19 protein-coding genes are annotated in these 22,347 nt (G+C 64.2%); 15 read left to right on the plus strand and 4 right to left on the minus strand.

Annotated features, from left to right (window positions below; genetic code table 11):
- Window positions 1-2: 2 nt before the first annotated feature.
- Window positions 3-860, minus strand: a complete 858-nt coding sequence (locus tag ASD07_RS15910) for a sterol desaturase family protein (RefSeq protein WP_055932261.1) — start codon at window positions 858-860, stop codon at window positions 3-5.
- An 83-nt stretch (window positions 861-943) separates the two neighbouring features.
- Between ASD07_RS15910 and ASD07_RS15915 the strand changes: the two genes are divergently transcribed.
- Entirely contained in the window at window positions 944-1,621 is a 678-nt protein-coding gene (locus ASD07_RS15915; RefSeq protein ID WP_162246567.1) for a Crp/Fnr family transcriptional regulator, read from the plus strand.
- A gap of 19 nt (window positions 1,622-1,640) precedes the next feature.
- On the opposite strand, the gene ASD07_RS15920 is transcribed toward ASD07_RS15915, so the two are convergent.
- Window positions 1,641-2,564 carry a LysR family transcriptional regulator gene (locus ASD07_RS15920; RefSeq protein ID WP_055932265.1) on the minus strand — a complete coding sequence of 308 codons (924 nt, stop codon included), beginning with the start codon at window positions 2,562-2,564 and terminating at the stop codon, window positions 1,641-1,643.
- A 130-nt stretch (window positions 2,565-2,694) separates the two neighbouring features.
- Here ASD07_RS15920 and ASD07_RS15925 point away from each other — a divergent pair, with 130 nt between their 5' ends.
- The 6 genes from ASD07_RS15925 to ASD07_RS15950 all read left to right on the plus strand — a co-directional run bounded on the left by ASD07_RS15925 (window position 2,695) and on the right by ASD07_RS15950 (window position 12,633).
- Window positions 2,695-4,140, plus strand: a complete 1,446-nt coding sequence (locus tag ASD07_RS15925; protein WP_082507372.1) for a coniferyl aldehyde dehydrogenase — start codon at window positions 2,695-2,697, stop codon at window positions 4,138-4,140.
- Between the two features lie 11 nt (window positions 4,141-4,151).
- Window positions 4,152-5,783, plus strand: coding sequence for a long-chain-fatty-acid--CoA ligase (locus ASD07_RS15930; RefSeq protein WP_055932268.1), 1,632 nt, complete (start codon window positions 4,152-4,154; stop codon window positions 5,781-5,783).
- 32 nt (window positions 5,784-5,815) lie between these two features.
- Window positions 5,816-7,744, plus strand: coding sequence for a DUF1302 domain-containing protein (locus ASD07_RS15935; protein WP_055932271.1), 1,929 nt, complete (start codon window positions 5,816-5,818; stop codon window positions 7,742-7,744).
- A gap of 22 nt (window positions 7,745-7,766) precedes the next feature.
- Window positions 7,767-9,110: a DUF1329 domain-containing protein gene (locus tag ASD07_RS15940; RefSeq protein WP_082507373.1), complete on the plus strand. Its 1,344-nt coding sequence runs from the start codon at window positions 7,767-7,769 to the stop codon at window positions 9,108-9,110.
- 83 nt (window positions 9,111-9,193) lie between these two features.
- The gene (locus tag ASD07_RS15945; RefSeq protein WP_055932274.1) at window positions 9,194-10,276 is read left to right on the plus strand and encodes a YCF48-related protein; all 1,083 of its coding nucleotides are present in this window, start codon (window positions 9,194-9,196) and stop codon (window positions 10,274-10,276) included.
- On the plus strand, window positions 10,273-12,633 hold the full coding sequence (locus tag ASD07_RS15950) for an RND family transporter (RefSeq protein WP_082507374.1): 2,361 nt from the start codon (window positions 10,273-10,275) through the stop codon (window positions 12,631-12,633). Before ASD07_RS15945 ends, ASD07_RS15950 begins: the two co-directional genes overlap by 4 nt.
- A gap of 50 nt (window positions 12,634-12,683) precedes the next feature.
- Here the strand turns inward: ASD07_RS15950 and ASD07_RS15955 are convergent, their stop codons facing one another.
- Both ASD07_RS15955 and ASD07_RS15960 read right to left on the minus strand, forming a co-directional pair.
- Window positions 12,684-13,133, minus strand: coding sequence for a DUF2147 domain-containing protein (locus ASD07_RS15955; protein WP_055932277.1), 450 nt, complete (start codon window positions 13,131-13,133; stop codon window positions 12,684-12,686).
- A 161-nt stretch (window positions 13,134-13,294) separates the two neighbouring features.
- Window positions 13,295-16,090 (minus strand): valine--tRNA ligase, encoded by a 2,796-nt coding sequence (locus tag ASD07_RS15960; RefSeq protein ID WP_055933485.1) that lies wholly within the window; start codon window positions 16,088-16,090, stop codon window positions 13,295-13,297.
- Window positions 16,091-16,145: 55 nt separating this feature from the next.
- Between ASD07_RS15960 and ASD07_RS15965 the strand changes: the two genes are divergently transcribed.
- From ASD07_RS15965 to ASD07_RS16000, 8 genes are all read left to right on the plus strand, one after another.
- Window positions 16,146-16,757, plus strand: coding sequence for a TetR/AcrR family transcriptional regulator (locus ASD07_RS15965; protein ID WP_055932280.1), 612 nt, complete (start codon window positions 16,146-16,148; stop codon window positions 16,755-16,757).
- Between the two features lie 112 nt (window positions 16,758-16,869).
- The gene (locus tag ASD07_RS15970; protein WP_055932283.1) at window positions 16,870-17,343 is read left to right on the plus strand and encodes a hypothetical protein; all 474 of its coding nucleotides are present in this window, start codon (window positions 16,870-16,872) and stop codon (window positions 17,341-17,343) included.
- A gap of 220 nt (window positions 17,344-17,563) precedes the next feature.
- Complete coding sequence (locus tag ASD07_RS15975; protein WP_055932286.1) at window positions 17,564-17,992, plus strand: DUF2170 family protein; 429 nt, start codon at window positions 17,564-17,566, stop codon at window positions 17,990-17,992.
- Window positions 17,993-18,001: 9 nt separating this feature from the next.
- A complete protein-coding gene (locus ASD07_RS15980) occupies window positions 18,002-18,712 on the plus strand; it encodes a PspA/IM30 family protein (RefSeq protein WP_055932288.1) in 711 nt (236 codons plus the stop codon).
- A 5-nt stretch (window positions 18,713-18,717) separates the two neighbouring features.
- Complete coding sequence (locus ASD07_RS15985; RefSeq protein WP_055932291.1) at window positions 18,718-19,053, plus strand: hypothetical protein; 336 nt, start codon at window positions 18,718-18,720, stop codon at window positions 19,051-19,053.
- Between the two features lie 27 nt (window positions 19,054-19,080).
- On the plus strand, window positions 19,081-19,707 hold the full coding sequence (locus ASD07_RS15990; RefSeq protein ID WP_055932294.1) for a hypothetical protein: 627 nt from the start codon (window positions 19,081-19,083) through the stop codon (window positions 19,705-19,707).
- A gap of 42 nt (window positions 19,708-19,749) precedes the next feature.
- Window positions 19,750-21,813, plus strand: a complete 2,064-nt coding sequence (locus ASD07_RS15995; RefSeq protein WP_055932297.1) for a flotillin family protein — start codon at window positions 19,750-19,752, stop codon at window positions 21,811-21,813.
- Window positions 21,810-22,340, plus strand: coding sequence for a zf-TFIIB domain-containing protein (locus ASD07_RS16000; protein WP_055932301.1), 531 nt, complete (start codon window positions 21,810-21,812; stop codon window positions 22,338-22,340). The genes ASD07_RS15995 and ASD07_RS16000 overlap by 4 nt, the downstream gene beginning before the upstream one ends.
- Window positions 22,341-22,347 lie beyond the last annotated feature (7 nt).

Consider the following 22,347-nt stretch of genomic DNA (forward strand, 5'->3'; position numbering starts at 1 on the left):
CCTTATTCTTCGCTGTAGATCTTTCCGCCGAATTTCAAGGCGCTGTATTCGCGCTTCGATTGCAGCAGGGGGTAGAACATCTGCTTGTCCCAGCGTTCGGCGCCGAACAGCTGGTCGTCGCGCAGGCCGACTTCGGCCGGGTAGCGGCGCGTGATGTGCGCGGTGCCGAACAGCACGTCCCAGAAGAACAGCAGGTTGCCGAAGTTGCCCTTGTAATAGCCGATGCCGTCGGCATTGGTGATGGCGTGGTGGGCGCGGTGGGTGGCCGGGGTGGAGATGGTGCGTTCCACTACCCACATCAGCGGGCGCAGGGCGCGCACCTTGTACAGCGGCTCGTCCCAGGCCCAGGCGCAGTGCGCGCCGAGGATGACGGTCTGCTTGACGATGACGTAGGCGAAATACATCCAGCCGCAGCCCAGGTAGACCATGGCGCCGGCGAACCAGATGCCGGGCATCATCAGGTAGTAAAAGAAGTTGTTGCGGTAGGTGATGCGGATGCTCATGTAGGAAGCCGAGTGGTGGGCGCGGTGCAGGGGCCACAGCTTCGGCGAATGGGAGATGCGGTGCCACCAGTACTGCGTCATGTCGTCGCCCACCAGCAGCAGTCCGGCCCAGGCCCACCAGGGCAGTGCGGCCCAGGCGTTGCGCATGGCGGGCGCCAGCCAGTGGCCCAGAGCGCTGCTGCTGAAGATGATCAGCGGCTGGGTAACCAGCAGCAGGCTGACGGTCATGCCCACTTCCAGCGCGGTATCATTGGCGCTGGCGCGCACTGTGTCGCGGTAGCGGCGGCTGGCGAATTCCGCCATGGCCAGGCCGGCAATCACCAGTGCCAGCAGCGTGTACATCATGTTGTTGTCCATGTTCCGGGTCTCCTTTTGCAAGCATGATGCAGGGCCGCGCCGGCGAAGATTGTTCAATTCCGGGCAATTCAGGATTTTTTTGCATGCAGATATTCTTCAACAACCCCTGGTTCGCGCGCCTGCCGGCGCCGCAGGCCAAAGCTTTGCTGGCGTTGACGCGCAGCGTGCGCCTGGTGCAAGGCGAGGTGCTCTACCTGCAGGGCGAACGGTCGTGCGGGGCGCAGGATGGGCTGTGGGGCGTGGTGCGCGGAGCGGTGCGGCTGTCGGTCATGCATGCGGACGGCAACGAGGCGATCGTGACCATGGCCGAAGCGGGCAACTGGTTTGGCGAAACGGCGCTGCTGGCGGGCTTGCCGCGCAGCGCCACGGCCACCGCCCAGGAGGACACGGAGCTGCTGGCGGTCAGCGCCGAACGTTTCACGGTCCTGATGCAGGACGTGGTTTTCGCCAACGCCATGGCGCGGATGGAAGCGGAGCGGCTGCATGCGGCCTTCGGCCTGATTGCCGACATGGCGATGCACAGCACCGGCACCCGCCTGGCGCGGCGCCTGCTGATGATGGCGCACGGCGACCTGACCCAGGCCGCCAGCGCGCGCAGCACCATCAGCGCCTCCCAGGACCACATCGCGATGATGCTGGGCGTCGGGCGCACCACCCTGAACAAGGAATTGCAGGCGCTGGCCGGCTGCGGCGCGATCGCCCTGCGCTATGGCCAGATCGAGCTGCTCGACCTGGAGTTGCTGCGCGCAGCCGCGGCCTGACGGGGGCCTTGCGGGCGGTTTATTGGCGCGGCATTTCGGTACCGGCCAGTTGCGCCAGGATTTCGCGCGCCGCCTGCAGCACGCGTTGCGCGCCCGGCGACAAAGTGCGCCCGCGCAGGCGGATGGTGGCGATGTCGGCCCACAGCGGCGGCAGCGGCACCTGCACCTGTTCCAAGCGGCCCTCGGCGGCCGCCTCGGCCAGCGCCGCATGGCTGGAAATCAGCAGCAGGTCGCTTTCGGCCACCACGTCGACCAGGGTGTGCACGCTGTCGCAACTGAGCATGATGGGCAGGTCGCGTCCGGGCGGCAGGCGGAACAGCCTGTTCATCTGCGTCATCAGCACTTCGGGAATGGTGGGCGCGGCCATGCCGTAGGGCAGCAGCTCGGGCGGGGTGACGTCGTCGCGCCCCAGCAGCGGGTGGCCGGGACGGCAGTAGATGCCGCCGTACTGGCGGCATTCGTGGGTGATGATCAGGTCTTCGGCCGGTTCGATCAGGCGCACGTCGGACATGAAGAATTCCATTTCCTCGCCGCGCAGGTGGTCCAGCAGGTAGGTCGAGGTGTTGATGGTGACCGACAGGCTGATGCCCGGCTGGTCGGCGCGCACCTGGCGCAGCATGCGCGGCAGCAGGGCGCCCGAATGCAGCGGGCCGATGCCGAAGGCCACATGGCCGCTGTCGCCATTTCGCAACAAGGACAAATCGTGTTCCATGTTGCGTACATCAAACAGCAAGCGCCGCGCGTGGTTGAAGAAGGCGGCGCCGGCCACCGTCACCGCCACGTTGCGGTTGCCGCGGTCGAACAGCAGGAAGCCCAGCTCTTCCTCCAGGGTTTGCACGGCGCGCGACAGGGCGGGCTGGCTGATGCTGACCTTCTCGGCGGCCCGCACGAAATTGCCTTCGTCGGCGACAGCCAGGGCGTAACGCAAACGCTTGAAATCCATGGAAAAACCTCTAGTATGCGGAATATGCATTGTGCGGATAAATACAATGCATTGGACGAATAGTAGTGTCAAACACATACTCGTTTCAACGACAGCGTTAATAAAACGCGGCGCAACTGGAGACACTGTGATGAAAGTTCAGGAATTCGACCCCGCCGTCGTAGGACGCTGCGCGTCATCTCTGCTCGACGTGCTGGAAGTCCAGCGCGCGGCCTTCAACGCCGACATGGTGCCGACGGCGGCCGTGCGGCGTGAACGTCTTGGCCGCCTGCAGGCGCTGGTGGCCGACAATGAGCCGGCCATCCTGGAGGCGATCAACGCCGACTTCGGCGGGCGCGCGCGGCAGGAAATGGTGCTGACTGAATTGTTCGTCGTGCTGTCGGCGATTCGCCAGCAGCGCCGCAAGCTGGGACGCTGGATGCGCCCGCGCCGCGTGGCCACCCCGCTGCACATGCTGCCCGGCTCGAGCCGGATCATGCCGCAGCCGCTGGGCGTGATCGGCAATATCGTGCCCTGGAACTACCCTTGCCAGCTGGCGCTGGTGCCGGCGGCAGCCGCGCTGGCCGCGGGCAACCGCGTGATGATCAAGCCTAGCGAACTGACGCCGGCCTTTTCGCGCCTCCTGGCGCAATTGGCGGCGCAGTATTTCGCCCCGGCCGAACTGGCGGTAATCGAAGGCGGGGTGGAAGTCAGCCGCGAATTTTCGGCGCTGCCGTTCGACCACCTCATATTCACCGGCTCCACCACGGTCGGGCGCCAGGTCGCAGTCGCTGCGGCGCACAACCTGACGCCGGTCACCCTGGAACTGGGCGGCAAGTCGCCCGCCATCATCGACGAAAGCTGCGACCTGGCGGAGGCCGCGCCGCGCCTGGCCTTCGGCAAATTGTTCAACGCCGGCCAGACCTGCGTGGCGCCGGACTATGCGCTGGTGCCGCGCGCGCGGGTCGAGGAATTCGTGCGCGAGGTCAGCGCGGCGGCAACGGCGATGTATCCCCGCTTTGCCGGCAACGAGCAGTACACCAGCATCATCAGCGAGCGCCATTACGCCCGCCTGCAGCAGCTGGTGCAGGACGCGGAGCAGCAGGGCGCGCGCGTGCTGCGGCTGGGCGACGCCGCGGCGGGGCCGGCCGGCGAGCGGCGCATGGCGCCGGTGCTGCTGCTGGACGTGACGCCGGAAATGGCGGTGATGCGCGAAGAGATCTTCGGCCCGCTGCTGCCGGTGGTGCCGTATGACACGCTGCAGCAAGCCATCGCCTTCATCAACCAGCGCGAACGCCCGCTGGCGCTGTACTGGTTCGGCAGGGAGCGCCGCAACTGCAGCAAGGTGCTGCACTCGACCATCTCGGGCGGCGTGACCGTCAACGACGCGCTGTGGCATGCGGCGCAGGAAAACCTGCCCTTTGGCGGCGTGGGCGCCAGCGGCACCGGCGCCTATCACGGCGAGCATGGCTTCCTGGCGTTCTCCAAACAGAAGCCGATCTACCGGCAGGCGCGCCTGAATGGCTTCGGCCTGTTCCGCCCACCTTATGGCCGCGTATTCGATACGCTGGCCGATTTCCTGAAACGCCATATGTAACGGGTTAGCGCATGCAAGCTTTGATGCAGGACCAGCCGCTGCTGATTTCTTCGATGATCGAGCATGCGCGCCGCGTGCACCCGCGTGCCGAGATTGTGTCGCGTACTTGCGAAGGCCCGCTGCACCGCAGCAGCTACGGCGAGATCGAACGCCGCGCGCGGCGCCTGGCCAATGCGCTGCAGGCGCTGGGCGTGGCCATGGGCGATCGTGTCGGAACGCTGGCCTGGAATACGCACCGCCACATGGAGCTGTACTTCGGCGTGTCAGGCATGGGCGCGGTGCTGAACACCATCAACCCGCGCCTGTTCCCGCAGCAGGTGGAGTACATCGTCAACCACGCGCAGGACCAGGTGCTGTTCTTCGATATCAGCTTCGCTCCGCTGGTGGCTGCGCTGGCGCCGAGGCTGGCGGGCGTGAAAGCCTTGGTCTGCATGACCGAGCGCGCGCACATGCCGCCGTCCCTGCCGGCCGGCACCCTGTGCTACGAAGAGCTGGTGGAAGGCGCCAGCGAAGAATATGCGTGGCCGCAGTTCGATGAACGCACGGCGTCGGCGCTGTGCTATACCTCCGGTACCACCGGCAATCCGAAAGGCGTGCTGTATTCGCACCGCTCGGCCTACCTGCATTCGATGGGATTGTGCGCTGCGGGCAGCGCAGCAATTTCGCACCGTGACAGCTGCTTGGTGGTGGTGCCGCTGTTCCATGTCAACGCCTGGGGCATGCCGTATGCGGGCGCGATGAGCGGCGCCAAGCTGGTACTGCCGGGACCCGCGCTCGACGGCAGCAGTATTTATGAATTGCTGCGCGACGAGCGCGTGACGATGGCGCTTGGCGTGCCGACCGTCTGGCTCGGCCTGCTCAATCATATCGACAGCGAAGCGCGCCCGGCGCTGCAGGAGCTGTGCCTGGAGCGCATGCTGTGCGGCGGCTCGGCGATTCCGCCGGTGATGTTCACGCGCTGCCGCAACACGCTGGGCGCGACCCTGATGCAGGCCTGGGGCATGACGGAGATGTCGCCGCTCGGCACCGTGTGCTCGCTGTTGCAATCGCACGACAAGGCCAGCGACGAAGAAAAGCTGCGCGTGCAGGCGCGCCAGGGCCGTCCGGTATGCGGGGTGGAGCTGGCGCTGAAAGACGAAGCGGGGCGGCGCCTGCCGCATGACGGCATGGCGAACGGGCGCCTGATGGTGCGCGGGCCGTGGATCCTGTCGGCCTATTACGGCAGCGATGCGCCAGTGCTGGACGAGGACGGCTACTTCGATACCGGCGACATTGCCAACATCGACAGCGATGGCTATCTGCAGATAACCGACCGCGCCAAGGACGTGATCAAGTCCGGCGGCGAATGGATTTCATCGATCGATGTCGAGAACGCAGTGATGGGCCATCCCGATGTGATGGCCGCCGCGGTGGTCGGCATCCCGCATGAAAAATGGCAGGAGCGCCCTTTGCTGGTGGTCGTTCCCCGTCATGGCAGTTCCCCCGCACGCGATGAAGTGTTAGGCTACCTTGCCAGCCGCGTAGCCAAGTGGTGGCTTCCCGACGACGTGGTTTTTGTCAGCGAGCTTCCGTATTCCGCCAACGGCAAAGTGCAGAAGATGAAGTTGCGTGAGGAGTTCAAGCAGTTATATAAGCCTGTATAAAAAGCTGTAAAAAACCATTAGGAGACACAAGGATGACGAGGAAGTACAACCGTACCATGGCGCTCGCTGTGGCCGCGGCGCTGGCAACCCCACTGGCGCACGCAGATACCTTCACCACTGGCGATGGACTGGAAGGACGCTGGTCCCTCAATATGTCGGTCGGCACCAGCATCCGCATGAAGGATGCAGACAAGAACCTGATCTCTGTACCCAACGGCGGCACGGCAGGCGCCGGCGCCGACGACGGCAACCTGAACTTCAAGAAGCACGATGCCTACTCCACCGTCGGCAAGCTGACCGGCGAACTGGAACTGAAAGGCGATACCTACGGCATGTTCATGCGCGGCTTTGCCTGGTACGACCGCGTGCTGAAGGGCCGCGAAATGCCGCACGGGCATTTCAACAACGGCTACAAGACGAATGGAGAACTGAGCGACACCGGCTTCGACCAGCTGTCCACCTTTGACGGCGTGGCACTGGCCGACGCCTATGTGTTTGCCAACTGGGACCTGGGCGGCAAGGCCCTGAGCGCCAAGCTGGGCAACCAGGTGATCAACTGGGGCGAATCGCTGTTCGTACCGGGCATCAACGCGATGGGCGCATTCGACACCAGCGCCGCGCGCCGCCCGGGTGCGCAGGTGAAGGAAATCCTGCGCCCGCAGCCGGCCCTGATGGCCAACCTGGGCCTGGGCAATGGCGTCTCGGTGGAAGCGTTCTACAACCTGGGCTGGCGCCAGAACGTGGTGGACGGCTGCGGTACCTACTGGTCGGCGGCCGACTCGCTGAACTGCAATAACGGCACCGTGCTGTTTGGCGACGGTACCAAGATGAACGACCAGGGCCAGTACAACGGCGCGCCTCTGCTGGCCGGGCTGCCGGCGGCGCTGAATCCGCTGCTGGCTTCGCTCGGCCTGTCGCGCAGCATGCCGCTCAACTTCCGCATGACCACCGCGCAAAAGATCCGGCCGAAGAATTCCGGCCAGTTCGGCCTCTCGAGCCACTATTTTGCCGATGCCATCGCGACCGACTTCGGCGTCTACTTCGCGCGCTACCACAGCCACTCGCCGATCGTCTCGGTGGTCAAGCAGCCGTCGGCCCTGCCGTCGGTGTGGTCGGGCCGCCTGGCGCAGCTGGTGAAAGCGGTGCCCGCGCTGGCGCCGAACCTCGGCGCGCTGGCCCTCCTGCCGCCGGGGAATATCGTGTGGGATTACAGCGGCGAGAACGTGAAAACCATGGGCTTGTCGGCGGCCACCGAAGTGGCCGGCTTCTCGCTGTTTGGCGAAATATCGCGCACCAAGGACATTCCGGTCCAGATCAACGCCATCGACCTGCTGGTCGGCACCGCGCTGGGCCTGGGCCCGCAGGCCAAGCTGTTTGCCGTTGCGCGCGATCCTAACGTGCCCACCGGTACCGTGATCCATGGCTACGACCGCAAGGACAAGACCCAGGCGCAGATGTCGTTTATCCGCCAGATCCCGCAAGTGCTGGGCGCGGATTCGCTGACGCTGCTCGGTGAAATCGCGGGCCAGAAATGGACCGGCATCGGCGATCCGAATACCAGCACGCGCTATGGGCGCGCCTTCATGTTCAACCTCGGCCCGACCGCGGCGCTGGGCGGCACCTGCCCGGCAAGCATCCAGCCGAACCCGTCGTACTGCGAGAACGAGGGCTTCGCCACCCGCACCGCCTGGGGTTACCGCCTGTCGGCCGAGATGCTGTTCCCGAACGTGGTTGCCGGCATCAACTTCAAGCCGCGCGTCTACTTCGCGCATGACGTGAAGGGCTATGCGGCGGACAACCTGTTCGTCGAAGACCGCAAGACGCGCTCGGTCGGCCTGCGTGCGGACTACAACAACCGCTATTACGCGGACATCAGCTATACCAGCTACAACAAGAGCGCCAAGTACGACCAGTTCCACGACCGCGACAATATGCAGTTCGTGGTCGGCGCCAACTTCTAATAGAGACACAGGAGACAAGTAGATGAAGATGATGAAGCAAAGCTTGCTGGCCGCAGCGCTGGCGTGTATCGCGGGCAGCACCCTGGCCGGCCTGCCGCAGGCCGATGTGGACCGCCTGGGCAAGGACCTGACGCCGGTCGGCGCGGAAAAAGAGGGCAACAAGGCCGGCACCATCCCGGCCTGGGGCGGCGGCGTCACCAAGGCGCCGGCCGGCTTCGACAGCAAGAACGGCTACGCCGACCCGCTGCCGAACGAAGCGGCGCAGTACAGCATCACGGCCGCCAATATGGACAAGTACAAGGACGTGCTGGCGCCGGGCCAGATGGAAATGCTGAAACGCTACCCGAGCTACAAGATGAATGTCTACAAAAGCTACCGCACGGCGGGCTATCCGCAGGGCGTGTACGACACCATCAAGGCCGAAGCCTCCAAGGCGGAGCTGGCCGGCGGCGGCAACGGCGTGACCGGCATTGCCAGGACCACGGTGCCGTTCCCGATGCCGAAGACCGGCGTGGAAGTGATCTGGAACCACCTGATGCGCTACCGCGGCGGCACCATTGAGCGCTACACCGCGGAATTCCCGGTGCAGACCAACGGCGCCTTTACGCCGGTGACGCGTACCGAGAAGGTGGCGTTCGCGCAGGGCATGGCCAATCCGGAGCCGAACCGCCTGCTGTACTACATGGCGACCCTGACCGGGCCGTCCTCGGTGGCGGGCGATGCGCTGCTGGTGGTGGACCCGCTGGACCAGGTCAAGGAATCGCGCCTGGCCTGGACCTACAACCCGGGCCAGCGCCGCGTGCTGCGCGCGCCGAACGTGGCGTACGACTCGCCGGGGCAGGGCGCCGACGGCCTGCGCACCACCGACGACTACGACGGCTTCAACGGCGCGCCGGACCGCTACGACTGGAAGCTGGTGGGCAAGAAGGAGATGCTGGTCTCCTATAACAACTACAAGATCACCAACAAGTCGATCAAGTATGCCGACATCGTGCGCGCCGGCCACATCAACCAGGACTTCGTGCGCTACGAGCCGCACCGCGTGTGGGTAGTGGAAGCGACCCTGAAGAAGGACAAGCGCCACATCTACGCCAAGCGCGTGTTCTACGTGGACGAGGATAGCTGGCAGGTGGTGCACACCGATTCGTACGACGGCCGCGGTGAACTGTGGCGTGTGCACGAAATCGGCGGCATCCAGTACTACGATGCGATGACCCACTACTTCGCCTACGAAGTTTTCTACGACCTGCAGGCACGCCGCTACCTGCTGTCCGGCATCTCCAACCAGGAGAAGCCGATCAAATTTGGCGTAAAGCTCGATCCGTCGAACTTCACGCCAGATACGCTGCGCCGCTCGTCCAACTGAGGACGGCGTAGCGGGTTTGGGGGTGTCTCTTCGGGCGCTTGCGTTCTCAGGGAGCGCTGCGCCCATTTTTTCGCAGGTAGAGAATGAATAAAGTCTTGATACAGGCCGCTGCCGCGCTCTTGGGCGCACTGGCGGTGATGCCGGCCGTGGCGCGCGACCCGCTGCAAACGCCGGCGCGCATGTCGGCGCGGGCGCCGAAAGCCATGCTGACGGCAATGGCGCTGGCCGGCCAGCGCACGGTGGCGGTGGGCGAACGGGGCGTCATCCTGCTGCGCGACGGCGGCGCGAATGCGGCGTGGCAGCAGGCGAGGGTACCGGTGTCGGTCACGCTGACCGACGTGGCGTTTGCCGACGCGTCCAATGGCTGGGCCGTCGGGCACGATGGCGTGATCCTTGCCACCAATGACGGCGGAGCGAATTGGAGCACACGATTTGATGGCAACAAGGCCAATGCCTTGATGCTGGCCGATGCCAAGGCGGCAGTTGGCAAGGCGCAGGCGGCCGGGGGCAATACGCTCGCCGACGCCGAGAATGCGCTGGGCGATATCGAAGCGGCGGCCAAGTTCGGTCCGTCGCGCCCGTTATTGGGCGTCTGGTTCCGCGATGCCAAAACGGGCTACGCGGTGGGCGCATACGGCCAGGCTTTCCGTACCACGGACGGCGGGGCAAACTGGACTTCCATGGGCGCGGGCCTGCCCAATCCCGAAGGCCTGCATTACAACGCGATTGCCGGCGGGCCTGGCAATGCGCTGGCCATTGCGGGCGAGGGCGGCTATGTGTACCGCTCGCAGGATGGCGGCGCCAGCTGGCAGCGCATCGAGACCGGCTACGGCGGCCAGCTGTACGGCGTGATCTTCACCGGCCGCAGCGTGCTCGCTTACGGCTTCGGCGGCCATGTGTTCCGCAGCGAAGATGGCGGCGCCACCTGGCGCGAAACGCCGGCTGTGACGAAAAAGAGCCTGGTGGGCGGCGCCATGCAGGGCGGCAGCATTGTGCTGGCGGCGCAGGATGGCGCTTTGCTGCGCAGCGATGACGATGGCGCCAGCTTCCGCGTGCTGCGCCAGGGCGATGCGGTGCCGACGGCCGGCATGCTGGCGCTGGACGGCGTCGTGCTGCTGTCGGGCGTGGGCGGCGTGCGTGCCGTGGCCGGGGAGGGCGCAAAATGAACCGCAACGACAAAAAAGCCTGCGCAGTGGCGGAGCAGGGCCACCAGCGCTTCACCTCAGTCGAGCACTGGCTGGAGCCGCGCCTGTTCCATTACCGTTTCATCATCCTGCTTGTCTTCCTGCTGGCATCAGTGCTGTTTGCCTGGCAGGCGGCGTTGCTGAAGCCGGACGCCAGTTTCCAGAAGATGGTGCCGGCCACGCACCCTTTCATCGCCAACTACCTGAAGTACGAAAATGAGTTGCGCCCGCTGGGCAACAACATCCGTATCGCGGTGGAGGCAAAGAACGGTGATATCTATTCCAGGGAATACCTGGACACGTTGAAGGCTGTGACGGACGAAGTGTTCTACATTCCCGGCGTGGACCGCGGCAACCTGAAGTCGCTGTGGACGCCGAACGTGCAGTGGATGGAGGTCACCGAGACGGGCATGAACAGCGGCCAGATCATCCCGCAGGGCTTCGACGGTTCTCCGGCCATGCTGGACGAGGTGCGCGCCAATGTGGCGCGCTCGGGGCGCATCGGCAGCCTGGTGGCGGCGGACCAGAAGTCCACCATCGTGCAGGTGCCGCTGCTGGAGATCGATCCGGACAAGGGCACCAAGCTCGATTACGGCCTGTTCTCCGAACGGCTGGAAAAACTGGTGCGCGACAAGTATGAAGCGCAGGGCGTGAAGATCCACATCGTCGGCTTTGCCAAGGTGGTGGGCGACCTGATTCACGGCGCCAAGGCGATCGGCATATTCTTTGCGATCACCTTTGCCATGACGGTGGCGCTGCTGCTGTGGTATTCGCGCTGCTGGAAGTCGACCCTGGTGACGGTATTCTGCTGTTCGCTGGCGGTGATCTGGCAGTTAGGCATCGTGCGCTTATTGGGTTTCGGGCTGGATCCGTATTCGATCCTGGTGCCGTTCCTGACCTTTGCCATCGGCGTGTCGCATGCGGTGCAGAACATCAATACCATGGCGGCCGAGCGGCTGTCGGGCAAGACGGACGTGGAGGCCGCCAAGCAAACTTTCCGCCAGCTGTTCATTCCGGGCACCATCGCGCTGCTGTGCGATGCGGTGGGCTTCTCGACCCTGCTGGTGATCGAAATCGGCGTGATCCGCGAGCTGGCGATTTCGGCCTCGGTCGGCGTGGCGGTGATCGTCTTGACCAAGATGTTCCTGCTGCCGGTGCTGATGTCCTATGTCGGCGTGACGCCCGCCTGCCTGCGCAACCAGGAGCGCAAGGCGCAGCGCAAGCACAGCTTCATGCGCACGCTGTCGCGTATTGCGGAGCCGAAGTTTGCCAAGTGGGCGTTGCTGGGCGCGCTGGCGGTGTTCGTCACCGCCTTTGCGCTGAGCCGCGACCTGAAGATCGGCGACCTCGATCCCGGCGCGCCGGAGCTGCGGGCGGATTCGCGCTACAACCGGGACAACGCTTACATCACCGGCCATTACTCGACCAGTTCGGACGTGTTCGTGGTGATGGTGAAGACGCCGGCCGGCGAGTGCGGGGCGTATCCGACGGCGGAAGTGGTGGACCGCTTCCAGTGGGAGATGGAGAACGTGCCGGGGGTGGAGTCGACTACTTCGCTGTTCACGGTGCAGAAGCGGATCATCTCCAACGTGAATGGCGGCAGCCTGAAATGGCAGGCGCTGTCGCGCAACCGTTTCGTGTCCAATTCGGCGCAGCGCATGATTCCGTCCGAGTTGTACAGCAACGATTGCTCGATGCTGCCGGTGCTGGTGTTCCTGGCCGACCACAAGGCCGATACGCTGACGCGGGTGGTGCAGGCGGCGCAGGCGTTCGCCAGGGAGAACAATTCGCCGCAGGCGGAGTTCATCCTGGCGGCCGGCAATTCGGGCATCGAGGCGGCCACCAATATCGTGATCAAGCAGGCCGAGATCACCATGCTGGTGCTGGTGTATGCGATTGTGGCGCTGCTGGTGTGGTGGGAATTCCGTTCGCTGCGGGTGACCATCTGCATCATGGTGCCGCTGTATATCACGTCGGCGCTGTGCGAGGCCATCATGGCGCGCCTGGGGCTGGGGGTGAAGGTGGCGACCTTGCCGGTGATTGCGCTGGGGATCGGGATTGGCGTCGACTACGGCATCTACATCTACAACCGGCTGCAGTGCTTCCTGGACCGCGGAATGGAGCTGAAGGAGGCTTACTTCGAGACGCTCATGACCACTGGCGTGGCGGTGGCGCTGACCGGCGTGACACTGGCGCTGGGGGTGCTGACCTGGGCCTGGTCGGACATCAAGTTCCAGGCCGATATGGGCCTGCTGCTGATGTTTATGTTCCTGTGGAATATGGTGGGGGCGATTGTGATGATCCCGGCGCTGGCGTCGCTGCTGCTGCCGAAGCGTTAAAACCGGTAGGCCGGGGTCTGACCCAAGGGTCAGACCCTGGTTTACCGGTTTTACTCCTGGCGTTCCCAGGTCTGCGAGCGGCCCAGCATCGGGAAGCCAACGTAACCGCGCACTTTCAGCTTCTTGCCGCCGTCGGCGATTTCCAGCTTGCTCCTGTACACCTTGCCGTTATTCGGGTCGAGAATCTCGCCGCCGGTGTATTCGCTGCCGTCCTTCTTCAGCCCGGATACGATCACCATGCCGACAATCGGCTTGTCCTTGCGCGCGTCGGTGCACTTGTCGCACACCGGGTTCTGTTCCTCGGCCGGGCCGCGGAACAGCTTTTCAATCTTGCCCTGCAGGGCGCCGTTTTCCTCGGTGATGCGGATCAGGGCCTTTGGCTTGCCGCTGACGTCATCGATGTTTTTCCACAGGCCGATGGGGGTAGGATCTTGGGCAAATGCCGGAGCGGCAGCCAGCAAGGCTGCCACAGCCAGCGCCGCTGTGCGGGTTAGGCGCATGGGGGTGTCTCTTTTTTAGATTTGGGGAAAATCAGTTTAGCAAAGGACCCGGCGGGACACCGTACGGTCATGCTATTTTTTTTGGAGGGAAGCCTCTAGAAATGAAAAAGGCGCACCTGAGTGCGCCTTAAATGTCCGATTGCCAGACCTGACCCCGACTTTTATGCTGGGAGTTTTGCCAGTTGTTCCTGCATCTTGGCCAGGGTGGCGCTGAAGGTGGCGACGCGTTCCTGTTCCTGTGCCACCACGGCTGCCGGGGCGCGGGCGACGAAGCTTTCCGAGGACAGCTTGCCGTTGGCCTTGGCGATTTCGCCTTCCAGGCGGGCGATCTCTTTCGACAGGCGCTCGCGTTCTGCTTTCACGTCGATTTCGACTTTCAGCATCAGCTTGGTGGTGCCGACCACGGAGACGGCGGCCGGCGATTCCGGCAGCGCGTCGACGATCTGCACTTCCGACAGCTTGCCCAGCATCTGGATGTACGGGGCGAAGGCGGCCATCTTGGCTTGGTCGGCGCCGGATGCTTCGACGATCAGCGGCACGCGCACCGACGGCGACAGCTTCATTTCGCCGCGCAGGTTGCGGGCGGCGTCGGTCATGCCTTTCAGCTCGCCCATCCAGGCTTCGGCTTCGGCGCTGATCGCCGCTTCGTTCGGCAGCGGGTAAGGCTGGGTCATGATCGACATGCCTTCGCCGCCTTTGCCGGCCAGCGGGGCGACGGTCTGCCACAGCTGCTCGGTGACGAACGGGATGATCGGGTGCGCCAGGCGCAGGATCACTTCCAGTACGCGCAGCAGGGTGTGGCGGGTGGCTTGCTGCTGGCCCGGCGTGCCTTGCTGGACCTGGACTTTCGCCAGTTCCAGGTACCAGTCGCAGTACTCGTACCAGACAAACTGGTAAATGGTGGAGGCGATGTTGTCGAAGCGGTAGTCGGCGAAGCCTTTGTGCACTTCCTGTTCGGCGCGGTTGAGGGCGGAGATGATCCACTTGTCGGCGGCCGACAGGTCGGCTTCGTTGGCGGAGCAGTCGTGGCCTTCGGTGTTCATCAGCACGAAGCGGGTGGCGTTCCACAGCTTGTTGCCGAAGTTGCGGTAGCCTTCGCAGCGGCCGAGGTCGAAGTTGATGTTGCGGCCCAGCGAGGCGTAGGAGGCCATGGTGAAGCGCACGGCGTCGGTGCCGTAGGCTGGAATGCCGTCCGGGAATTCCTTGCGGGTGGCTTTTTCGATCTTGGCCGCGTCTTTCGGGTTCATCAGGCCGGTGGTGCGCTTGGCTACCAGGTCTTCCAGTGCGATGCCGTCGATCAGGTCGATCGGGTCCAGGGTGTTGCCCTTGGACTTGGACATCTTCTGGCCTTGCGAGTCGCGTACCAGGCCGTGCACGTACACGGTTTCGAACGGCACCTTGTTGGTGAAGTGGCTGGTCATGATGACCATGCGTGCAACCCAGAAGAAGATGATGTCGAAGCCGGTCACCAGCACGGAGCTTGGCAGGAAGGCCTGCAGTTCAGGCGTTTCGTTCGGCCAGCCGAGGGTGGAGAACGGCACCAGGGCGGACGAGAACCAGGTGTCCAGCACGTCGTTGTCGCGGGTCAGGGCGCCGGTGATGCCTTTGGCGGCGGCTTGCGCTTTGGCGTCTTCTTCGCTGCGGGCGACGTAGATGTTGCCTTGCTCGTCGTACCAGGCCGGGATCTGGTGGCCCCACCACAGCTGGCGCGAGATGCACCAGTCCTGGATGTTGTTCAGCCACTGGTTGTAGGTGGTGCTCCAGTTTTCTGGGACGAATTTGATCTCGCCGCTGGAGACTTTTTCCAGCGCCACTTCGGTGATCGATTTGCCCGGGTTGAAGGTGCCTTCAGGCGCCGGTTTGCTCATGGCGACGAACCATTGGTCGGTCAGCATCGGTTCGATCACGACGCCGGTGCGGTCGCCGCGCGGCACCATCAGCTTGTGCGGCTTGACTTCGACCAGGAAGCCTTGCGCGTCCAGGTCGGCGACGATCTGCTTGCGCGCGGCGAAACGGTCCAGGCCCTGGTAGGCTGCTGGCGCGTTTTCATTGACCTTGGCGTCCAGCGTCAGGATCGACGGCATGTCCAGGTTGTGGCGCTGGCCTACGGCGTAGTCGTTGAAGTCGTGCGCAGGAGTGATCTTCACGCAGCCGGTGCCGAATTCCTTGTCGACGTATTCGTCGGCGATCACCGGGATTTCGCGGCCAACCAGCGGCAGCTTGAGCATCTTGCCCACCAGCGCGGTGTAGCGCTCGTCGGTCGGGTCCACCGCCACGGCGACGTCGCCCAGCATGGTTTCAGGACGGGTGGTGGCGACCACCAGGTGGCCACTGCCGTCGGCCAGCGGGTACTTGATGTGCCACATCGAGCCGTCTTCTTCTTCCGATGCCACTTCCAGGTCGGAGACGGCGGTGCCCAGCACCGGGTCCCAGTTGACCAGGCGCTTGCCGCGGTAGATCAGGCCTTGTTCGAACAGGCGCACGAACACTTCGGAGACCACTTTGGAGCGCTCGGCGTCCATGGTGAAGTATTCGCGCTTCCAGTCGGGGGAGGTGCCCATGCGGCGCATCTGGCCGGTGATGGTGGAGCCGGACTTTTCCTTCCACTCCCAGACTTTTTCGACGAATTTTTCGCGGCCCAGGTCATGGCGCGACACCTTCTGCGCGTCCAGCTGGCGCTCCACCACGATCTGGGTGGCGATGCCGGCGTGGTCGGTGCCCGGGATCCAGGCGGTGTTGTGGCCCAGCATGCGGTGGTAGCGGGTCAGGCCGTCCATGATGGTCTGGTTGAAGGCGTGGCCCATGTGCAGCGTGCCAGTGACGTTCGGCGGCGGCAGCTGGATGCTGAAAGACGGCTTGGAGAGGTCGAGGGAGGCGGCGTAGTAACCGCGCTTTTCCCACTCGCTGCGCCAGAACTGTTCAATGTCGGCAGGCTCGAAAGACTTGGCTAATTCCATGATTTGGGCTGTAAATTTGGCGAAAACTTTCATTATAAGGTAGATTGCCGGGACCATGGACGCCAGCAATTCCCCCCCGCCCCGCAAGCGCGGCCGCCCTGCGCAGGCCGCTTCCGACAGCCTCAAAACGCTGCTTATTGCCGTTTCGGCAAGGCTGTTCCGCGAACAGGGCTTTGATAACACCACCGTGCGCGATATTGCGGCCGCTGCGGGCGTGCAGGCGGGGTCGTGGTTCTATCACTTCAAGTCCAAGCAGGACATCTTGCAGGCGGTGATCGAGGAGGGCATGCAGCAGGCCCTGGCCCGCATCGAGGAGGTGGCCTCGCTTGGTCTGCCGCCGAGCGAGGCGTTGCGGCGCCTGGTGCATACCCATCTCGAAACCTTGCTGTCGCCGGGGCAGGATTTTGTCTACGTCATGCTCTACGAGTGGCGCGCACTGTCGCCAGAGGGGCAATTGCGCATTGTCGCGGCCAAGGACCGCTATGAGGCCTTGTGGGATGCGGTGCTGCGCGAGCTGCAGGCTTCCGGCGAGTGGCCGGCGCCGGGCAAACTCGATCGGCTGTGGCTGTTCGGGGCGCTGAACTGGTCGGCGCAATGGTACCGGCGCGACGCCGGCGTCAGCATCGATGAATTGGCCGAGTCCGCCATTCGTTTCCTGCTTCGGTAGCTCCTCGCGGGTGCTTCTGTGGTAAGTGCTGAAATGGCGTTACAAGGTGCTGAAATTTGAACTTCTCCCGAATTTCTCCCTCTAAGGGATTTTCACTTCGGGAGATTTCAGCATGAACCAAACCGTGAGCGTACCAATCACATTGCCGACGTTGCGCGCCTTACTCGACTTTCAGGCTGGGCACGCCAGCAAAGAGAGCTTTTCGGACCTTGTGGATCGTATCTTTCGCGAGTGGTTGGCGCGCCAGCGCGGTCCGCAAGGCTATCTCTGGAAAACGGTAATGCTGCCGGAAGGCAGCCGCCTACGGATTTCCAGCCTACATCGTGCTCATTTCGCGGCCATTGTTGGCAGCGAACTCATTTATGAAGGTGTGAGCATGTCGCCAAATCAGTTTGCCACGGCGAGCCTGGGTACCGTTCGCAATGCATGGGAGGCGATTCAAGTCCAGTTGCCGGGCGAACTGAACTGGACGCCAGCAACCAGATTGCGCTATTCCGCCGAGGCTGAAGCTCGCCGGAAAGCATACCGTGAGGCGCAACGAACGAGAGAAGAGGCGATGTGCACATCTCGTCGTGAGAAGTGCTGAAATCGCGTTGCCAAGTGCTGAAATCTGCTGGAAATCGGAAGCGCTTGAAAATTCTCCCTCTGGGGTAATTTCAGGCCGCGCGATTTCAGCACCTCCCCCAGACAGTCTCCGAATGAGGACTCCGCCGCCCGAAGCGTCGCGGCGGTCCTTGACATTTTATGTCGTGCTTTTATACTAATGACATAATATGTCTAACCACCCCACAACAAGGAGGGACTTTATGGACGAGGTGATGGGCCGGATGCTGGCGATCGAGCGCGCGCTGTCCGCCCAGGTGGGCTCGCTGTCGGTGAGCGCCAACCTGCTGGCCCCGAGCGAGCCGGATGGCGTGCCGGTGATGCGCATGTGCATCGAGGGACAGGAAGAGATCCCGGTGTTCGTCACCGCTTCGCCGCAGCAGGTGCTGTGCATCTGCTATCTGTGGACCGAGCGCGAGGTGCGCCCCGAGCGCCGTGCCGAGATGCTGGAAGCGATGATGGACCTGAACATCGCCATTCCGCTGTCGAATTTCGGCCGCATCGGCGAGCACTACGTCATTTTCGGCGCCCTGGCGGCCGACGCGACGCCGGAGAGCATCGCCACCGACGTCGCCATGGCTGCCGACAATGCGCTGGAAGCCCTGGAAGTGTTCAACGAATTTCTCATGTGAGGAGCCATCATGGCTGTTTTTTCCAAAGTGCTGACCATGTTGCGAGGTAACCTGCGCGAGATCGGCCAGAGCATCGTCGACGGCAACGCGTCGACCATTTACGAACAGGAAATCGTCGAAGCCACTGCCCATGTGGCGGCGGCCAAGAACGACCTGACGGCGGTGATGGCCAAGGAAATGCAGGCCGGCCGTGAAATCGAACGCCTGCGCGCCGAACTGCAAAAGTACGAAGACCTGGCGGTGCAGGCGCTGCAAAAGGACGAAGCCGGCCTGGCCGAGGAGGTCGCCACGCGCGTCGCGGACCTGGAATTGGCGCTGGCCGAGCAGGAAGAAGCCCGGGCCCAGTATGCCGCCCACGTGGCGCGCCTGAAGGACATGATACGCAACGCCGAGGCTACCCTGCGCGAACACGAGCGCCAGCTGGCCATGGCCAAGACCACGGAAAGCGTCTACAAGGCCACTGCCACCATCTCGCAGAACATGGGCGCGAGCGGCTCCAAGTTGATGAGCGCGAAGGAGTCGCTGGAACGCATCCGCCAGCGCCACCAGGACCTGGCAGACCGCATGCAGGCCGCCGAGACGCTGGAAGGCGAATTCGGTTCCAAGGCGCTGGACAACAAGCTGGCGCAGGCGGGGATCGGCGAGCGCGCCAGCCGCAAGGCCGAAGTCATTGCCCGCCTGCAGGCGCGTGCCCGGCCCAGCACGCCGGACCGGAGCTGAGGCGCATGGTACGCAGTTCCAGCCGCTGGTCCGGATCGGACGCGGCCTTGCGCGCCGTCCAGGTGGCGTTTGACGTCGAGACGCAGGTGATCGACGCGGTGCGCCTGGCGGCGTTCAAGAGCCAGCTTTCCACCTCGGACCAGATCCGCAAGATCCTCGGTTTGCCGTTTAGCAGCAAGCCGGTGCGCCCGCGGCTGACGGTCAGCCTGTCCGACGCCGACTACGCGCTGCTGGCCGGGCGCCTGGGCGTGGACGCGGCCGACCGCCGCCGCATCAAGGAAATCCTGCATGAACAGTTGATAACGTTTGCAATAAAGCAATTAGAGCGCGAGAATGCTTGACGATTTCACCACCCTGAAGGGCACCGCATGAGCACCTGGCAAACCCTGACCAGTTTTCCTACCGCCGTCCCCACCGTCCTGCTGATCATCCTGCTGGTGTACTGGGGCTTGTCGCTGGCCGGCCTGTTCGACCTGGGCGACAACCTCGAGGCCGAGGCCGATGCCGATGACGCCGACTTGCAAACGCTGGCATCGTGGCTGGTGGCGCTGGGGCTGGGCGGCGTACCGCTGTCGATCGTGGCCACGCTGCTGGTCTTCTTCACCTGGCTGCCGACGGCCCTGCTGCACCAGTACCTGCTGGCCTGGCTGCCGGCCGGGGTGCTGCAATGGGCCGGCGGCGGCGCCGTGCTGCTGGCGGCTGCGGCCTTCAGCGTGTGGCTCTCGGCGCGCCTGGTCAGGCCCTTGCGTGCGCTGTTCGTCAAGCACCATGCGCCGGAAAACCGCAGCCTGGTGGGCCGCACCTGCCGCATCGTCACGCTGGCGGTGGACGAGAAATTCGGCCGCGCCGAAGTGGCGACCAGCGGCGCCAGCCTGAATATCCGGGTCTGGGCCAGTTCGCCCAATTCACTGGGCAAGGATGCGCTTGCGGTGATCGTCGCCTACGACGAAGCATCGCAGCAGTACGAAGTACAGGCCGCCAGCGCGGCCAGCTAAAACAATAAATACCAACAATACCAACACACCTGAAGGAAATCCATGGACATCATGTTGATTACAGCCGCCATCGGTATCGTCTTTTTGCTCGGCGCCCTGGCCATGTTCGCCCGCTTCTACCATAAGGTCGAACAGGGTCACGCAATGATCATCAATACCCTGCGTGCCGAGCCGGACGTGAGCTTTACCGGCGGCATGGTCTACCCCATCATCCACAAGAAGGAAATGATGGAGATCTCGCTCAAGACCATCGAGATCGACCGCCTTGGCAAGGATGGCCTGATCTGCCGCGACAATATCCGCGCCGACATCAAGGTCACCTTCTTCCTGCGCGTGAACAAGACCAGGGACGACGTGCTGAAGGTGGCCCAGGCCGTAGGCTGCGCCCGCGCTTCCAGCCAGGACACGCTGGAAAGCCTGTTCTCGGCCAAGTTCGCCGAGGCCCTGAAGACGGTCGGCAAGTCGATGGACTTCGTCGACCTGTACCAGGCGCGCGACCGCTTCCGCGACGACATCATCCGCCAGATCGGCAACGACCTGTCCGGCTACATCCTGGAAGACGCGGCCATCGACTATATCGAGCAGACCCCGATCGAAAAGCTGGACAGCCATAACATCCTGGATGCGCAGGGTATCAAGAAGATCACCGAACTGACCGCGATCGAAAGCGTGCGCACCAATGAACTGAAGCGCGACGAGGAAATGCGCATCAAGAAGAAGGACGTGGAAACGCGCGAAGCGATCCTCGAGCTGGAGCGCCAGCAAGCCGACGCGGAAGCGCGCCAGAACCGCGAGGTCACCTCGGTGCGTGCGCGCGAACAGGCCGAAGCCGAGAAGGTGCAGTCCGAAGAGCGCGCCAAGTCCGAACTGGCCCGCCTGCAGGCCGAACAGGTGGTGCTGGTGCAGCAGGAAAATACCACGCGCGAGAAGGAAGTGGCGGAGAACAACCGCAAGCGCGCCGTCGCCATCGAGGAAGAGCGCGTGACCCGCGCCCGCCTGCTGGAAGTGGTGGCGCGCGAGAAGGAAGTCGAACTGCAACGCATCGATAAGGAGAGGGCGCTGGAGGTGCAGAAGAAGGCCATCGCCGACGTGATCCGCGAGCGCATCGTGGTCGAGCGCACGGTGGCCGAGCAGGAAGAAGCCATCAAGGACGTGCGCACCCTGGCCGAGGCCGACCGCGGCAAGAAGTCGCTGGTGATCGCCGCCGAGGCCAGCGCGGAAGAGAAGCTGCTGCTGGCGGTCAAGGCGGCCGAAGCGGATGAGCGCGCGGCCAAGCACCGCGCCGCCCAGGAACTGACGCTGGCGGAAGCGGCGCTGAAAGTGGCGGAGAAGGAAGCCGAAGCCAAGAAGCGCCAGGCGGAAGGCACGGAAGCAGAAATCGCCGCCCCTGGCCTGGCGGAAGCGCGCGTCATGCTGGCGTCGTCGGAAGCGATCGTCAAGCAGGGCGCGGCCCAGGCCGAAGCGACCCGCCTGCGCATGGAAGCCGAAGCCAAGGGCAAGGAGCAGTTGGGCCTGGCCGACGCTGCGGTGAAGACGGCCGATGCGGCCGCCACGGCCAGCCTGGGCGCGGCGGAAGCCAAGGTGATCGAGGCGCGCTTCGAAGCCGAGTCGCGCGGCCTGGCGCAGAAGTTCGAATCGATGTCGGCGATGAGCGCCGAAACGCGCGCCCACGAAGAGTTCCGCATGCAGCTGGAACTGGCCAACGAGCAGGCCCTGAAAGGCATCGATGCGCAGACCATGGTCGCGCGCGAGCAGGCCGAAGTCCTGGGCAAGGCGCTGCAGAACGCCAAGATCGACATCGTCGGCGGCGACGGCAACTACTTCGACAGCTTCGTGCGCGCGCTGTCGGTCGGGCGCGGCATCGATGCCGCCATCGAAAAGAGCAAGACCCTGCAGATCGGCCTGAAGGACCACCTGAGCGGCGAGCGCGACATGCTGAACGACCTGCGCGGCCTGGTCGGCGCGCTGGGCGGCTCCTCCGGCGAGCTGCAGAACCTGAGCGTGGCTTCGCTGCTGGCCAAGGTGTCGCGCGAAGGCACCCAGCAACAGCAGCATGCCCTGAACAACCTGATCGCCTCGGTCCCTGAACTGAAAGGAAAAGCATGATCTGCCCGGCCTGCGCAAGCACCCATTTCCAGTCGACCCGCATCGAAGGCGGCTTGCCCGCAGAGCAATGCGAGGCTTGCCGCGGTGTGCTGGTGGACCTCGAGCGCTATCGCGCCTGGCGCAAGACCATGCCGGCGGTGGCGCTGGCCGCCGCCACCGCCGAAGCGAGCGTCACCGACGGCGCCGTCCGGCTCTGCCCCAGGACCGGGCGCATCATGGCGCGCCTGAAGGTGGACAACCACCATCCGCTGCGCCTGGACTACAGCGCGGCGGCGCAGGCGATCTGGCTCGACGCCGGCGAGTGGGACACGCTGATGTCGCTCGACTTCCACGGCCAGCTTGACGAGATCGCCTCCGACCGCTGGCAGGCCAGCGTGCAGGAAGCGGCATCGCGTGAGCGCATCGAGCAAGCCATGCAGGCGCGCTTCGGCGACGACTTTGCCGAGCTGGCGCGCATGCGGGCCTGGCTGGACGGCCGCCCGAACCGCGGCGAGATGCTGGCCTTCCTCGGCGCCCTTAAAGACTGAAGCGACA

It is taken from the genome of Duganella sp. Root336D2 (genome assembly GCF_001425005.1).
In the GTDB taxonomy this organism is placed as follows: Bacteria; Pseudomonadota; Gammaproteobacteria; order Burkholderiales; family Burkholderiaceae_D; genus Rugamonas.

Bases quoted from the DNA above. Each gene is read 5' to 3' on its own strand.
- ASD07_RS15995 (WP_055932297.1), top strand. From the start codon at position 19,750: ATGGACATCATGTTGATTACAGCCGCCATCGGTATCGTCTTTTTGCTC.
- ASD07_RS15980 (WP_055932288.1), top strand. From the start codon at position 18,002: ATGGCTGTTTTTTCCAAAGTGCTGACCATGTTGCGAGGTAACCTGCGC.
- ASD07_RS15945 (WP_055932274.1), top strand. From the start codon at position 9,194: ATGAATAAAGTCTTGATACAGGCCGCTGCCGCGCTCTTGGGCGCACTG.
- ASD07_RS15910 (WP_055932261.1), bottom strand. From the start codon at position 860: ATGGACAACAACATGATGTACACGCTGCTGGCACTGGTGATTGCCGGC.
- ASD07_RS15940 (WP_082507373.1), top strand. From the start codon at position 7,767: ATGAAGATGATGAAGCAAAGCTTGCTGGCCGCAGCGCTGGCGTGTATC.
- ASD07_RS15950 (WP_082507374.1), top strand. From the start codon at position 10,273: ATGAACCGCAACGACAAAAAAGCCTGCGCAGTGGCGGAGCAGGGCCAC.
- ASD07_RS15925 (WP_082507372.1), top strand. From the start codon at position 2,695: ATGAAAGTTCAGGAATTCGACCCCGCCGTCGTAGGACGCTGCGCGTCA.
- ASD07_RS15965 (WP_055932280.1), top strand. From the start codon at position 16,146: ATGGACGCCAGCAATTCCCCCCCGCCCCGCAAGCGCGGCCGCCCTGCG.
- ASD07_RS15960 (WP_055933485.1), bottom strand. From the start codon at position 16,090: ATGGAATTAGCCAAGTCTTTCGAGCCTGCCGACATTGAACAGTTCTGG.
- ASD07_RS16000 (WP_055932301.1), top strand. From the start codon at position 21,810: ATGATCTGCCCGGCCTGCGCAAGCACCCATTTCCAGTCGACCCGCATC.
- ASD07_RS15920 (WP_055932265.1), bottom strand. From the start codon at position 2,564: ATGGATTTCAAGCGTTTGCGTTACGCCCTGGCTGTCGCCGACGAAGGC.
- ASD07_RS15915 (WP_162246567.1), top strand. From the start codon at position 944: ATGCAGATATTCTTCAACAACCCCTGGTTCGCGCGCCTGCCGGCGCCG.
- ASD07_RS15930 (WP_055932268.1), top strand. From the start codon at position 4,152: ATGCAAGCTTTGATGCAGGACCAGCCGCTGCTGATTTCTTCGATGATC.
- ASD07_RS15975 (WP_055932286.1), top strand. From the start codon at position 17,564: ATGGACGAGGTGATGGGCCGGATGCTGGCGATCGAGCGCGCGCTGTCC.
- ASD07_RS15955 (WP_055932277.1), bottom strand. From the start codon at position 13,133: ATGCGCCTAACCCGCACAGCGGCGCTGGCTGTGGCAGCCTTGCTGGCT.
- ASD07_RS15985 (WP_055932291.1), top strand. From the start codon at position 18,718: ATGGTACGCAGTTCCAGCCGCTGGTCCGGATCGGACGCGGCCTTGCGC.
- ASD07_RS15935 (WP_055932271.1), top strand. From the start codon at position 5,816: ATGACGAGGAAGTACAACCGTACCATGGCGCTCGCTGTGGCCGCGGCG.
- ASD07_RS15990 (WP_055932294.1), top strand. From the start codon at position 19,081: ATGAGCACCTGGCAAACCCTGACCAGTTTTCCTACCGCCGTCCCCACC.
- ASD07_RS15970 (WP_055932283.1), top strand. From the start codon at position 16,870: ATGAACCAAACCGTGAGCGTACCAATCACATTGCCGACGTTGCGCGCC.